This is a genomic window from Flavobacterium haoranii, assembly GCF_009363055.1.
Lineage (GTDB): Bacteria > Bacteroidota > Bacteroidia > Flavobacteriales > Flavobacteriaceae > Flavobacterium > Flavobacterium haoranii.
In genome coordinates this window covers 1,923,492-1,936,979 of the sequence record NZ_CP045292.1, presented here as the reverse complement: position 1 = coordinate 1,936,979, position 13,488 = coordinate 1,923,492, and the positions used below count along the sequence as shown (strand labels likewise).

Sequence of the window (13,488 nt, the reverse complement as noted above, 5' to 3'; positions counted from 1 at the left end):
ATTTATTAAATTTCAAAAAAATTAGGGTTTTCTTCAAAAGCAGTTCCAATGACCACCATATCAGCACCAGCCAAAAAAGCATTTTCAATTTCTTTTGAAGATTTAATGCCACCACCAACAATTAAAGGGATGTTGATTTTTTCTTTTACACTTTCAATAATTTCTTTCGAAACCGCAATTTTAGCACCGCTTCCAGCTTCTAAATAAACCAGTTTCATACCTAAATATTCAGATGCTTTTACAGTATTTTGAATTGTTTTTAAGTCGTTTCTATTTAAAGGTTTGGTTTGGCTAACACGTTCTACTGCAGTTTCAATTCCGCTTTCAATAAGTAAGTACGCAGTCGGTATAATTTCTAAAGAAGATTGTTCTAATTTTTCAACCGCTTTAATTTGTTGGTCAATTAAATATTCTGGATTTCTACCTGAAACTAAACTTAAAAAAAGTAAAGCATCTGCTTCTTCAGAAATTTGATTGTAATCGCCAGGAAATAGAAAAATAGGTAAGTCGAGATTCTGTTTTATTCTTTTTATAATTTCATTAAAATTATTTCCGTCATAAGTGCTTCCGCCAAAGAAGATATGAGTTGCTGGCGATTTTTTTATTTTCTCGCATAAAGAAGAAATGTTATCTAATTGAATTTTTTCAGGATCAATTAAAATGGCTAAAAGTTTCCTTTTTGATTCGGTAGATTGTATAATATCGTTATAAAAACTCATTATTGTTTGGGTAAAGCGGCTACAAATATATAATCTTCTACTTTATAAAATTGGATGTCAAATTTTTCTATTTTATTATTAAATCGTAATTCAGCATCACAACGAGAGTCAGAAAGCAAAAAAGGATCTTCAAAAATATGATCGGGAAAACTAATACCTTGCTCGTTTTTAATTTTGAAAATAGATTCTTTAATTCCCCAAATTACAGTAGCTTTTTCAATTTGATCTAATTCGGATAAATTTTCTAAATGCTTAGTATCCATAAATCTAGGGGCAATTCTCAAAATCTTAGTTTTCATGATTTCAATGTCAATTCCAACAAAAGAATCAGTACTGATGCAAATACAAGAAAAGTCAAAACTATGTGAAATTGACACTTCGACAGGCTCAGTGTGACGATTGTTTGACCTCAAATGAGGTTTGCCATTTTCATCATAGTATAAATCAAAATCTGAATAACCTAAATGTTGCAACAACATACGCACTGCTAAAAAACCTTTTTGATGACTTTCCGATTTCATTTTCTCTAACCTTGTAAGTGAAGTATCTTTTAATTGAACCGCTCTAAAAAGGGTATTGAAATCTTCTGTTATTTTCCAAAAATATGCAGTGGTATTATTATTAATAGATATAGATTTATAAAATGCCATTCTTAATTATTGTTTTTCAATTGTTTAACATCTTAAACAATTCACAAATTACGTGAATTAATTTAGTAATTAAAAAGGAATTGCCTAACTTTGCACTCCAAAATTTTATTAAAAGAAAAATTATTATAAATGAGTACAAAAACTATTCCTTACGTTCCATACAAAGTTAAAGACATTTCTTTAGCAGCTTGGGGAAGAAAAGAAATTGAATTAGCAGAAGCTGAAATGCCAGGTTTAATGGCTTTACGTGCAGAATATGCAGAAAGTCAACCGTTAAAAGGTGCTAGAATCGCTGGATGTTTACACATGACAATTCAAACAGCTGTTTTAATTGAAACTTTAGTAGCTCTTGGTGCTGATGTAACTTGGAGTTCTTGTAATATTTTCTCAACTCAAGATCATGCTGCTGCTGCTATTGCTGCTGCTGGTATTCCAGTTTATGCTTGGAAAGGTATGAACGAAGAAGAGTTTGATTGGTGTATTGAGCAAACATTATTCTTTGGTGAAGATCGTCAACCGTTAAACATGATTTTAGATGATGGTGGAGACTTAACCAATATGGTTTTTGATCGTTACCCAGAATTAATTAAAGGAATTAAAGGTTTATCAGAAGAGACAACTACTGGAGTACACCGTTTATACGAAAGAATGGAAAATGGAACGTTACATATTCCTGCAATTAACGTAAACGATTCGGTTACTAAATCTAAATTCGATAACAAATACGGATGTAAAGAATCGGCTGTAGATGCAATTCGTCGTGCTACTGACGTTATGTTAGCTGGTAAAAGAGTTGTGGTTTGTGGATACGGAGACGTAGGAAAAGGAACTGCGGCATCTTTCCGCGGGGCTGGTTCTATTGTAACTGTTACAGAAATTGACCCAATTTGTGCTTTACAAGCTGCAATGGACGGTTTTGAAGTTAAGAAATTAGATACTGTTGTTGGTAATGCAGATATTGTAATTACAACTACAGGAAACAAAGATATCGTTGTGGGTCGTCATTTTGAAGCGATGAAAGATAAAACGATTGTTTGTAACATTGGACACTTCGATAACGAAATCGACATGGCTTGGTTAAACAAAAACTATGGTTCAACTAAAGACGAAATCAAACCACAAGTTGATAGATACAACATTAATGGTAAAGATATTATCATTTTAGCTGAAGGTCGTTTAGTAAACCTTGGTTGTGCTACTGGTCACCCAAGTTTTGTAATGAGTAACTCGTTTACAAACCAAACCTTAGCTCAAATTGAGTTATGGACAAACACTGATGCTTATGAAAACAAAGTATACATGTTACCAAAACATTTAGATGAGAAAGTTGCTCGTTTACACTTAGCTAAAATTGGTGTTGAATTAGAAACGTTATCTCCAGACCAAGCTAAATATATTGGTGTAACTGTTGAAGGTCCATTCAAACCAGAATATTATAGATATTAATATAGTAAAGAGTGATTAGTGATTAGTAAATAGTCATTAATTTTAAATATAAACCTGCAAGAAAATCTTGCAGGTTTTTTGTTTTTGGGCAATCCCACGCAATAGCGTGGTCGGGCTATGCGCTTTATCTTTTTTGTTTGTCATGCTGAGTTTGTCGAAGCGCAAAAAAAAAGGATGCCGCTGCTATCCCTAATGCGTTAACGGGTGAAGCAAGCTACCGTGTAGCGCGAAACACGTGACAGCGCTTTAGCGGTGTAACGCACTAATTATTAAAAAATTAACAACAATTTGAAACAATTGGCGTTACATTTGTACTAATCATCATCAATCAAAAAACAAAATCATGTTAAAAAATTTCTTCATCCTTTGTTCGGGAGCCGACAAAGATGTTGTTGCTAGTTGTAGCAATGGCGAACAAAACAAATATGCTGGAATAGGCGCAACCGTTTTCTTTACTGCGGTTATGGCTTTTTTAGCTGCTAGTTATGCGCTTTACACAGTTTTCGATAATTACTATATAGCTGCTGGTTTTGGTCTGGTTTGGGGTTTACTTATTTTCAATTTAGACCGATTTATAGTTTCCACAATAAAGAAGCGCGATAACTTTAAAAGTGAATTCATTCAGGCAACACCGCGTATAATTTTGGCCTTAATCATAGCGGTTGTTATTTCAAAACCTTTAGAAATTAAGATTTTTGAAAAGGAAATAAATTCTGTTTTATTGAAAGAGAAAAATGAATTAGCCATTCAGAATAAAAATCAGGTGACCAATTTCTTTAAAAAAGATTTAGACCAAAATAAAGCAAAAATTGACAGTTTAAAATCGGATATTATTAAGAAAGAAAAAGAAGTAAACGATTTGTATTCGGTTTACATTACTGAAGTAGAAGGAACATCTGGAACAAAAAAGTTAGGAAAAGGTCCGGTTTACAAAGAGAAAAGAGAAAAGCACGATATGGCTTTAAAAGAACTCGATACATTAAAAGCTACAAACTTGTCTAAAATTAAAAGTTTAGAAGCCGATGCCAAAACACTTCAAGCTAGTTTAGATAAAAAAGTTACCGAAGCCCAACCAATAATTGACAATTTTGATGGTTTAATGGCGCGAATTAATGCTTTAAATAAGTTGCCTTTTCTACCTTCATTTTTTATTATGTTGTTGTTTTTTGCTATAGAAACAGCTCCAATTATTGCCAAATTATTAGCTCCAAAAGGCGAGTACGATTTTAAAATTGAAGACGCAGAAATGGCAACAATAAATGTTTTGGCTCAAAATAAATATCAAAGCAATTTACAGCGTAAAACAGATGCAGAAATTTACGACAAAGTTTACAACGATATTAAAACGGATAAAGAATTATATGATTACAAAAAACAAAAAGCAACCGAGTTATTAAAACTTCAAGCCGATGGTTTTGTAGAAAAACAGAAAAAAGCTTTATAAATAAAAAATTGTCAAACTGAACTTGTTTCAGTTTCTAATCTCATTTGAATAAGATTTTGAAATCGAAGATTCAACGAAGTTAAACAAGTTCAAAATGATAAGATTTAATTCTCAAAATTTGAATCTATTTTATTAACTTTGAAAGAAAAATGAAATCGTTATTTTTTATTCTTTTAAGTTTAGTTACTAATTGCATTTTCTCTCAGGCTATTTACATTGAAGGTCCAGAAAATTTTGGTTTGAATAATTCGACAGACGATAGAGCTATGGCTCCTTTTTTTGAAGATCAAGATTATGTTTATTGTTATTCAAGAAAGACTGTTTCAGGATCTAAAGTAAGTGTTTTAATTCGAGTAGATGTTAATGATAATTCATTATATATTTATCCTAACACATTTCCGCAAAGTGGATTATCAAAAGCAATAAAAACATCAAATTTAATAATATTTAAGTCAGGAAGTGCCGCATTGATGCAGTTGGATTTAAATACAAATGTAATTTCAACATTAACATCAAGTGTTGGAAAATTTAATGTTTATGGTAATTATGTAATTTATGAAAATAACAATAATACCATGACTTTTATAAAAAATTTGTTAACAAATATAGTAACTGAAATTAAGGATTCGAGCAATAGAAGCATTATGTATGACGCTTCTTATTTTTATAACAATATAATTTACATTAAAGGAAGGCGTAATATCTATCAAGGTTTAGCTTATTCAATTTATAAATATAATCCAGTAAATAACAATATTACAACTTTGATGACAAATAATATTTCAGGGAGTTCTGGCTCTGGTGGAGGAGATATTTATCAAAGTAGAGAGGAAGTCTGGAGAGTTAATGACAATTTATTATTTCTAATGAAAGATACTAATAAATTTGTGAATTTCTATTCAATTAATCTTAACACACAATTATTAAATACTAATTTTGTTTTTAATTCTGGAAGCTATTATGTTACAGCAATAAACGATTTTATGATGTTCAATAATTTAGTTTATCTATATAAAGACGGAGCGTTTTACGTTTCAGATGGTATAAATTCACCTACTTTAAGTAATTTTCCAGTTTTTTTTCCAGCTGTTTCCTTAAGTGAAATTTACCAGTATAACTTAGAATTAAACAACAAACAATACGGGATTAAGTATACAGATGATAATGGATATGAATTATGGAGTTATGATGGTTTTAATAATCCTGAAATAGTAGTTGATTACTCTACTGGTGCTGAAAGTTCTTTTAGCAACTCTATGACTTCTGCATTTGTTCACAATAGTTTAATTTTTTGCTTAGTAAATTATGGCATTAACTCATATGCTTTATTAATGACAGATGGAAGTTATACCGGTACAGTTACTTTAATTGATAATAATTCATTTTCTTTATTAAATAATCAAATAATTCCTAAAGATGAATTTATTTATTTTTACGGAGAAAATTCAACAAATAAAGGTTTGTTTAAAATAGATTATTCAATATACTTAAACAATCAGATGTTCGAAACTAATGACAAAATCATAGTTTTTCCAAATCCTGTTCAGAATGATTTGAACATAAAAATCAATAATGTTTCAGAAAATACAAATGTTAAAATTTTTGATTTATTAGGAAAGGAATTCTATTCAAATTCTTTTGAAAACCAAAATATCAATATTGATTTAAATTTTCTGAAAACTGGAATATATTTATTAAAGATAAATTCTGGAACTAATAAAACAGTTCAAAAAATTATTAAAAATTAAATTAAAAATCCCAACTTAATGTTGGGATTTTTAATTAGTATAGGTTTTATTTACGGCAAATTAGAATAACCATTTCTAGATTTCCATAAGAAATACTTTTCGAGAATTACTTTATTTATGTCATAAATAACATTTGGAATCATAATCGCGAATGTTCTTGGTTTAAATAAACTAGAAGAAACTAATAATACTTCTTTTTTACCAGCATCCATTACACATAATCCCGGAATTCTTCCCCACGCTTTCTCTTTTAATTTGGTTTCACCTTTGGTTACTCTTATAATATTTTCGGCAACAATTTTACCTGTTTCATCACTAGGATAACCTGTTTTTGGAGATGCAAACGGAACTTTTCCTGGTGTAAATGGCAATGGAACATTTACTGCAATTCCTGCTGCCCATACATTAGGATAATCTACATGTTGGTAACTGTCTTTTACAGGAACATATCCAGTAGGTGTGGCATGTAATTCGGGTGAATTGCTTACAAAATCGACCCCAATAAATGGAGGCATTAACATTGAAAATTTATAAGGTAAAATTTCTCCGTTTGTTAGTTTAATAGTTTCTGGAGTTACCTCTTCAACTCCAACTTGCGTTTTATAATGAATGTTAAACATTTTCATGAAAGATTTTAACATTCCTTCAGCCATTGGCATACCATCAATTCCAAAATGTCCTAAATAGTCTTCAGGTGTAATCCAATATAAATCTACTTTTTTACGGATATTTTGTTCACGTAGCCATTTTTCTACATTAAATAAAAATTCATAAGCAGCACCCATACAACCCGCATTTTGAGTTGCTCCAATAACAATTGGTCCAGGATTTTTCTTGAATTCTTCTAATGCTTTTCGTGTTTTCATGGCTCCATTTGGAGTACCAATATAATGTGTATATTCGGCAACGCCAGGAGCGACATCATATTTTACTTTTGGTCCTGTTGCCACAACCAAATGATCGTATTTATAATCGCCTTTATCAGTTTTTACAGTTTGATTTTTAACATCTACATTTAAAGCCTCTGCATTTACAAATTCGACACCTTTTTTGGTTAAAATAGCATCTTTTCTAAAAGAAATATCTTTAATATCACGTCTTCCAAATGGAACCCAAATTAAAGACGGAATAAACATAAAAACGGGTGATTTATCAATTAAAATAACTTTATGTTGATCTTTGCCTTTTCTTTTTATCTCAAGCGCAGCTGTCATTCCTGCAAAGCTTCCGCCTATTACTACAGTAGTTGTCATGATTCTTAGTTTTATTACTATAAAGTTCCAATTTTTATAGAAATGTGACAGCAACTTTTGTTACATAAAAAGCCTAAGAATTTAAAATTTCAGCTTGTATTTTTTTGGTTAAACTATTAAAAACCAAATCATAAGAATGATTGATAAGTTCAATCAATAGTTTTTGGGAAACATCACTATTAACCGTTACAGTATTCCAATGCACTTTGCTCATGTGCCATCCTGGTTTTATAGCTTCATATTGTTCACGAAGTTCAAGAGCTCTTTCTGGATCACATTTTAAATTAAGCGAAGGACTTCCTTTTTCCCAATCTTGTAAAGAAGTTAAACAAAACATTTTTCCGCCAACTTTAAACACCAGAGTATCTTCATCAAATGGAAAATGTTCGGTTACACCTTTTTTAGATAGGCAAAATTCGTATAATTGTTGGATGTTCATTTGAATAGAATTTAATTATACTGTCCAAAAGTTAACAATGTTCCATTAGGATCAATGATCGAAAATTCTATCTGATGCCAAGGTTTTTGTTCTAAAGCACCATTAGGATGAATGGCAATTCCTTTTTCGATTAATTTATGATAAAGACGCTCAATTTCAGCATTTACTCTCAAATAAATCATAAAATCGGATTTCTTTGGATCTAAATCTTGAAAAGAGAAAAAGTGTAATTCTGTTTGTTCCAATGAAAAAATGAGATACTCACCATAATCGGCTTCTAATTGAAAACCAATTGTAGTATAGAAATCAATAGTTTCTTTTTATTGATAAATGGCAACTTTGGAATTACAGCTGAAATCATTTTCTATTCGTTTAATTTATACAATATTGGCTTACTTGGACTTGCATCGTTTTCAAAAGGAGCCATTTGTAAATTTAGTAAATAACTCCCGTCTTTGATACTATTATCAACGAAAATCATTTCGGTTATGGTGCAATCTAAACGAGCATTCTTATTCAATTCTTCAATGTTTTTTACATTCCAAAACGCTTTGTGTGCTAACAATTTTCCTTCATCGTGTTCTTTGTCTACACTTGGTAAATCAATCAGTAAATGCTTAATACCAATTTCTCTAATGTAAGTAGCCGCTTTATCTGACAAATAAGGCGGATTTGAATTGGAATAATTTTTATGCTTTTTATTGTCAATATTCGGAAGCGTTCTAATCACAATTGCTTCAGGATTATTTCCGTTAAGTGCTTTTTCAACTTGTTCTTTTGTAATGATAAAATCATCTCCAACAGCAATTGGTTCAATTGAAATTAATTCAGCTACAAAGAAAAAGGTTTTTAAATGTTGGTTTACACTATAAAAATCTTTGGTAATATGACCTAAGCATTCAGTGTGTGTTCCGTGTGCATGCGGATTAAAGAAAATATTGTTGAAATTTGTCGATGATTTTCCTTCGGAAACTTTCCCAATCCAATCGCCCATAGTTACGGGTTCAATTTTTGGTTCGTCTTGATACCACGCAATAGGATTTTGATTGTCATTCGTTAAAGGCAAAGAAATATCTAGAGGTTGAGAAAAATCAACTGTATAATTTTTATAGTTATGTTTAATAGAAGCTATCATAAATTATTTATGCATAAAATAAAGTGTAAACTGACTTATTTGTTCTCTATATAAAAAGACTAAAGCAAAAAATAGTACAACTATAATCAATGTTTTCAGCAAAGTTATTTTCCAATTATTATTGTAAAATCTTTTTATTGCAAATGCTAAGTATATAAAATTAAAACTAAAAATAGTTAATTGAGTTACTCTTGGAGTAAACCACTCACGAGGAAAAATAACCAATGTTAAGCAAAACAACATGAAGAATGATAAATAATGTATTGCAAATATGGCATGAACTCCGAATTGTAGCTTTTTTTTGAAATTTATTAACCAAATGATTAAACTTAAAAAAGGTATAAGTATAAAAATATACAGTTTCGAATTGGTTAAAGAATCAGTATCATAAACTTGTTTTAAAACTTCAACCGATTCGTTTTTAGTAATGGCAATTTCTTCTAAGATTTTAAGATTAGCTTCTATTGAAAAAAATATCCTGATGGAATTCTGAATATATCAGCCCCAGATAAAATTATAAAAAACAAAACGTTGACAACAATGAACAATTGAAAAGGCTTCATAAAAGGCTTTCGAAGTCCGTTTACATAGTTTTCTGTTAATTGTCCTGGTTTGAATAATAGAAACCAAAAACTTTTAATAAATTTCGAATCAAAATTGGTAAAACCATCAACAAATTGCTGGAGAATTGTTTTAATAGAAAAGTCTGTTTTTTCTACAATTTTTTCACCACAATTATAGCAGAATTTTCCCGCTAAAGGTTCGTGACAATTGATACAGTTTTTAGTTTCTTCCACAAAAAGAAATTTGGTTTACTCCAAATTTAACAAAAATAAGTCGGATGCAATTCCGTCGGATAAAAATTTACCTTTTTGAGTAGTTTTCAAAATTCCATTTTTAACAAAAAGTAATTCGTCTTGAATAAATTTCTGACTTTGTAGGTTGAGATATTCTAAATATTTTGGTCCAAATTCTTTTTCTATTCGCTCTAAAGAAACACCCCAAATGGTTCGTAAACCTGTCATAATATATTCGTTGTATCGATCAACGGTTGTTAAGGTTTCCGTTTCAGATGGTAATTGGTTTTCTTGAATCGATTTGATGTAAAGTGTATTGTTAGCAATGTTCCAACTTCTATTTATTCCATCATAACTATGCGCCGACGGCCCAATTCCGATGTATTTTTTACCCAACCAATACGCCGAATTATTTTTGGAAAAATAATCAGTTTTCCCAAAGTTAGACAATTCATAATGAACAAAACCTTCTTCTTGTAATCGGTTTACGAGAATATGAAAATGCTCTTGAGCAACTTCATCATCGGGTTGTTTTACTAAACCTTTTTTGATGAATTTATCCAGTGCCGTTTTTGGTTCAACCGTTAAAGCGTAACTCGAAATATGCGGAATACCAAATGATAAAGCGGTTTCAATATTTTGTAACCAACGTTCGTTACTCATATTTGGAATGCCATATATTAAATCGATGGTAATATTGTCAAAATATTTTGTTGCCGTTTCCAAACATCTTTTAGCTTCTTCGGCATTGTGTGCGCGATTCATGAGTTTTAAATCGTCTTCAAAAAAAGATTGAATTCCTATTGAAAGTCTGTTGATTTGTGTATTCGATAATTTGATAATTTGTTCATCCGATAAATCGTCTGGATTGGCTTCTAAAGTTACTTCTGGATTTTTAATAACATCAAAATTCTTATAAACTTCATCAATCAAAAACTGAATTTCTTCAACAGAAAGTATACTCGGCGTTCCACCACCAAAATAAATTGTTGCTACAACTTCATTTCCCAACTCATCTTTTCGCATTTGAATTTCTTTGGCTAAAGCCAAAACCATTTCCTCTTTTTCTTCAATGAAGTAGAAAAATGAAAATCGCAATAGTGACAAGCCTGTTTGCAAAAAGGGATATGGATGTAGATGCCGCTCATTTTTTAGTTTTAAGTTGCAGTCTCAGTTAACAGTTTTTATACTGAAAACCGTGACTGAACACTATTTTTTAACACGATTCTCATTCTGCTTAACAAAAGCATCCCAACCCGAATAACTTTTACCAATTTCTACTCTTCCTGAGTTAAAGAAATGACAAACTGCCGCCGCTAAACCATCGGTTGAGTCAAGATTTTTTGGCAATGTTTTTAAGTCTAACAATTGTTGGAGCATTTTAGCAACTTGCTCTTTACTAGCATTTCCGTTACCTGTAATCGCCATTTTGATTTTCTTAGGTTCGTATTCGGTAATCGGGATTTGGCGCGATAAACCTGCTGCCATAGCAACACCTTGTGCGCGACCTAATTTTAACATCGATTGCACATTTTTACCAAAAAAAGGCGCTTCAATTGCAATTTCATCAGGATGATGTGTTTCAATCAATTCGATTGTTCTTTCAAATATCACTTTCAATTTGGTGTAATGATCATCATATTTATTCAGAATTAATTCATTCAACTGAAGAAATTCCATTTTCTTGTTGACTACTTTGATTAATCCGAATCCCATGATAGTGGTTCCTGGGTCAATTCCTAATATGATGCGTTCGTTTGCCAAATTTTCTTTTCTTTGTAGTAATGATTGCAATTCCTCACAAAGCTAAACAATTCTTATTAGTTCTCGTCAAAGTTTTGATTGTAGGATTCGCATTTTTCTATATCTATCACCATTTACAAGGCGATAAGGCGATTTCTATAGAAAGTATTATTCAGTATTTATCGATCAAAGAAGTTTTAATTTTACTATTGTTTACTTCGGCCAATTGGTTTTTTGAGGTTTTAAAATGGCAAAATTTAGTCAATAGCTTTAAAAAGATTAGTTTTTTTGAAGCTGCCCAACAAACTTTTGGTTCGCTAACAGCTTCAATTTTCACACCAAATAGAATAGGGGAATATGGTGCTAAAATGCTATATTTTAAAAAGGAAAATGCAAAGCGAATAGTTTTGCTCAACTTTGTACACAATAGCAGTCAGATGTTGGCGACAACTTTGTTTGGTGTAATCGGGATGTTTTTTTCAACATTCAACATTCAACATTCAACATTCAAAATTCTTGTTTTTATTGGAATTGGAATTGCTATTTTGATTGCAGTTTTCTTTAGAAAAATTGAAATTTATGGTTTCTCCATCCAAAAGATAATCGATAAAATCAAAAAATTAGATAAAAACATTTTTTTTAAAACAGTTGGTTTTTCTATATTTCGCTACATAATTTTTTCTACACAATTTTTAATATTGTTGTTGTTTTTTGATGCTGAAATTGAAGTTAAAACTGCTTTTTTGACCATTTTTACGATGTATTTTTTAGCATCCATTTTACCAAGTATTCATATTATGGATGTTGCCATTAAAGGAAGTGTGGCGTTGTATTTATTTTCGAAAATAGGTGTTGAAGATTGGAAAATTTTAACGGTAACTTCGTTAATGTGGTTTTTCAATTTAGTTTTACCAGTTGTTTTAGGAAGTTATTTTGTACTGCGATTTAAACCAAAAACTACCGAATGATTGTAGCTTTTGTCATATTAGCAATCTATATTGTATTGATTGGTTCGTTGTTTTACGGATTTCAAAAAATGAAACCATTTACAAGTGATGAGGTTGTTCCTAAAATGAGCTTTTCAATTGTAGTTCCGTTTCGAAATGAAACTGAAAATTTGCCAAAGCTTTTACACACACTTTCATTTTTAGATTATCCAAATGAATTGTTTGAAGTTATTTTAGTAGATGATGAATCGGATGATAATTATACAATTACGAATTACGAATTTTCTATTTCAGTTATTAAGAATATAAGAAAATCAAATTCGCCTAAAAAAGATGCGATTGAAACGGCGATTGAAGTAGCTAAACATAATTGGATTATTACAACGGATGCTGATTGTTTGGTTCAGAAAAGTTGGTTAAAAACAATTGATGCATACATTCAAAAAGAAGAGAAAAGAATGGCTGCGGCAGGGGTTTGCTATTTGCCTCAAAATGGTTTTTTACATGCTTTTCAAAATTTAGATTTTCTGAGTTTGCAAGGTGCAACCATTGGAAGTTTTGGTTTAAATAAACCTTTTATGTGCAATGGGGCTAATTTTACTTATGAAAAGAAATTCTTTTTAGAATTAAATGGTTTTGAAGGAAACTCAAATATGGCAAGTGGAGATGATGTTTTTCTACTACAAAAAGCAGTTTTAAAAGAGAAAAATGCTGTTGGATTTTGCTTGAATAATGAAAGTATTATTGCAACAAAAAGCGAAGAATCTTGGAACGATTTATTTCAACAACGTGTGCGTTGGGCGGCGAAAAGTACGGGATATTCTTCGTGGTTTGGAAAATTAACAGCGCTACTAGTTTTTAGCACAAATGTAACTTGGATTGCAGTTTTCGTAATGTGGTTGTTAGGAAGCCTAAATCAGAATTGGTTTGCACTATTTGTGGCTTTAAAGTTTATTATTGATTTGTTTCTACTACAAAAAACAGCTTCTTTTTTCAGAATAAAATTACAATGGTTGTTTTTAGCGTCGCTATTATATCCTTTTTTTAGTAGTGCGGTCGCTTGTTATAGTTTGTTTGGGAAATTTACTTGGAAGGGAAGAAATTTTAGAAAATAGTTTTTTTACTTCACTATACTTTCGTTAAGCGAAAACTCGAAGTGACGCATTT

At 30.7% G+C, this 13,488-nt stretch carries 13 protein-coding genes and 1 pseudogene; 5 read left to right on the top strand and 9 right to left on the bottom strand.

The features are described from left to right. Window positions 1-5: 5 nt before the first annotated feature. On the bottom strand, window positions 6-719 hold the full coding sequence (locus tag GCU34_RS09275; RefSeq protein ID WP_178138338.1) for a phosphoglycerol geranylgeranyltransferase: 714 nt from the start codon (window positions 717-719) through the stop codon (window positions 6-8). Further along, complete coding sequence (locus GCU34_RS09270; protein ID WP_072783014.1) at window positions 719-1,369, bottom strand: 4'-phosphopantetheinyl transferase family protein; 651 nt, start codon at window positions 1,367-1,369, stop codon at window positions 719-721. Before GCU34_RS09270 ends, GCU34_RS09275 begins: the two co-directional genes overlap by 1 nt. Before the next feature lie 129 nt (window positions 1,370-1,498). Here GCU34_RS09270 and ahcY point away from each other — a divergent pair, with 129 nt between their 5' ends. From ahcY to GCU34_RS09255, 3 genes are all read left to right on the top strand, one after another. After that, window positions 1,499-2,815, top strand: a complete 1,317-nt coding sequence (gene ahcY, locus GCU34_RS09265) for an adenosylhomocysteinase (protein WP_072783016.1) — start codon at window positions 1,499-1,501, stop codon at window positions 2,813-2,815. Between the two features lie 343 nt (window positions 2,816-3,158). Further along, window positions 3,159-4,259, top strand: coding sequence for a DUF4407 domain-containing protein (locus GCU34_RS09260; RefSeq protein ID WP_072783018.1), 1,101 nt, complete (start codon window positions 3,159-3,161; stop codon window positions 4,257-4,259). A gap of 149 nt (window positions 4,260-4,408) precedes the next feature. After that, a complete protein-coding gene (locus GCU34_RS09255; protein ID WP_072783020.1) occupies window positions 4,409-6,007 on the top strand; it encodes a T9SS type A sorting domain-containing protein in 1,599 nt (532 codons plus the stop codon). A 50-nt stretch (window positions 6,008-6,057) separates the two neighbouring features. Here the strand turns inward: GCU34_RS09255 and GCU34_RS09250 are convergent, their stop codons facing one another. From GCU34_RS09250 to ruvC, 7 genes and pseudogenes are all read right to left on the bottom strand, one after another. Further along, window positions 6,058-7,260, bottom strand: a complete 1,203-nt coding sequence (locus tag GCU34_RS09250) for an NAD(P)/FAD-dependent oxidoreductase (RefSeq protein ID WP_072783022.1) — start codon at window positions 7,258-7,260, stop codon at window positions 6,058-6,060. Between the two features lie 73 nt (window positions 7,261-7,333). Beyond that, window positions 7,334-7,699 (bottom strand): MmcQ/YjbR family DNA-binding protein, encoded by a 366-nt coding sequence (locus GCU34_RS09245; protein ID WP_072783024.1) that lies wholly within the window; start codon window positions 7,697-7,699, stop codon window positions 7,334-7,336. Window positions 7,700-7,710: 11 nt separating this feature from the next. Then, the gene (locus tag GCU34_RS09240; protein ID WP_394367535.1) at window positions 7,711-8,010 is read right to left on the bottom strand and encodes a VOC family protein; all 300 of its coding nucleotides are present in this window, start codon (window positions 8,008-8,010) and stop codon (window positions 7,711-7,713) included. Between the two features lie 53 nt (window positions 8,011-8,063). Next, complete coding sequence (locus GCU34_RS09235) at window positions 8,064-8,834, bottom strand: cyclase family protein (protein WP_072783028.1); 771 nt, start codon at window positions 8,832-8,834, stop codon at window positions 8,064-8,066. Window positions 8,835-9,295: 461 nt separating this feature from the next. Then, entirely contained in the window at window positions 9,296-9,631 is a 336-nt protein-coding gene (locus tag GCU34_RS09230; protein ID WP_152378432.1) for a DUF3667 domain-containing protein, read from the bottom strand. Between the two features lie 15 nt (window positions 9,632-9,646). Further along, window positions 9,647-10,779, bottom strand: a pseudogene (gene hemW / locus GCU34_RS09225) (radical SAM family heme chaperone HemW). Window positions 10,780-10,840: 61 nt separating this feature from the next. Continuing rightward, on the bottom strand, window positions 10,841-11,395 hold the full coding sequence (gene ruvC / locus GCU34_RS09220) for a crossover junction endodeoxyribonuclease RuvC (protein WP_072783045.1): 555 nt from the start codon (window positions 11,393-11,395) through the stop codon (window positions 10,841-10,843). A 74-nt stretch (window positions 11,396-11,469) separates the two neighbouring features. On the opposite strand from ruvC, the gene GCU34_RS09215 reads away from it, so the two are divergent. Beyond that, a complete protein-coding gene (locus GCU34_RS09215) occupies window positions 11,470-12,342 on the top strand; it encodes a lysylphosphatidylglycerol synthase domain-containing protein (RefSeq protein WP_178138339.1) in 873 nt (290 codons plus the stop codon). After that, on the top strand, window positions 12,339-13,436 hold the full coding sequence (locus GCU34_RS09210; protein WP_072783049.1) for a glycosyltransferase family 2 protein: 1,098 nt from the start codon (window positions 12,339-12,341) through the stop codon (window positions 13,434-13,436). Before GCU34_RS09215 ends, GCU34_RS09210 begins: the two co-directional genes overlap by 4 nt. Window positions 13,437-13,488: the final 52 nt, after the last annotated feature.

What these genes read in the sequence shown, in the direction of transcription:
- GCU34_RS09275 (WP_178138338.1), bottom strand. Translation starts at nt 719, where the DNA reads ATGAGTTTTTATAACGATATTATACAATCTACCGAATCAAAAAGGAAA.
- GCU34_RS09255 (WP_072783020.1), top strand. Translation starts at nt 4,409, where the DNA reads ATGAAATCGTTATTTTTTATTCTTTTAAGTTTAGTTACTAATTGCATT.
- GCU34_RS09270 (WP_072783014.1), bottom strand. Translation starts at nt 1,369, where the DNA reads ATGGCATTTTATAAATCTATATCTATTAATAATAATACCACTGCATAT.
- GCU34_RS09235 (WP_072783028.1), bottom strand. Translation starts at nt 8,834, where the DNA reads ATGATAGCTTCTATTAAACATAACTATAAAAATTATACAGTTGATTTT.
- GCU34_RS09260 (WP_072783018.1), top strand. Translation starts at nt 3,159, where the DNA reads ATGTTAAAAAATTTCTTCATCCTTTGTTCGGGAGCCGACAAAGATGTT.
- GCU34_RS09250 (WP_072783022.1), bottom strand. Translation starts at nt 7,260, where the DNA reads ATGACAACTACTGTAGTAATAGGCGGAAGCTTTGCAGGAATGACAGCT.
- ahcY (WP_072783016.1), top strand. Translation starts at nt 1,499, where the DNA reads ATGAGTACAAAAACTATTCCTTACGTTCCATACAAAGTTAAAGACATT.
- GCU34_RS09245 (WP_072783024.1), bottom strand. Translation starts at nt 7,699, where the DNA reads ATGAACATCCAACAATTATACGAATTTTGCCTATCTAAAAAAGGTGTA.
- GCU34_RS09210 (WP_072783049.1), top strand. Translation starts at nt 12,339, where the DNA reads ATGATTGTAGCTTTTGTCATATTAGCAATCTATATTGTATTGATTGGT.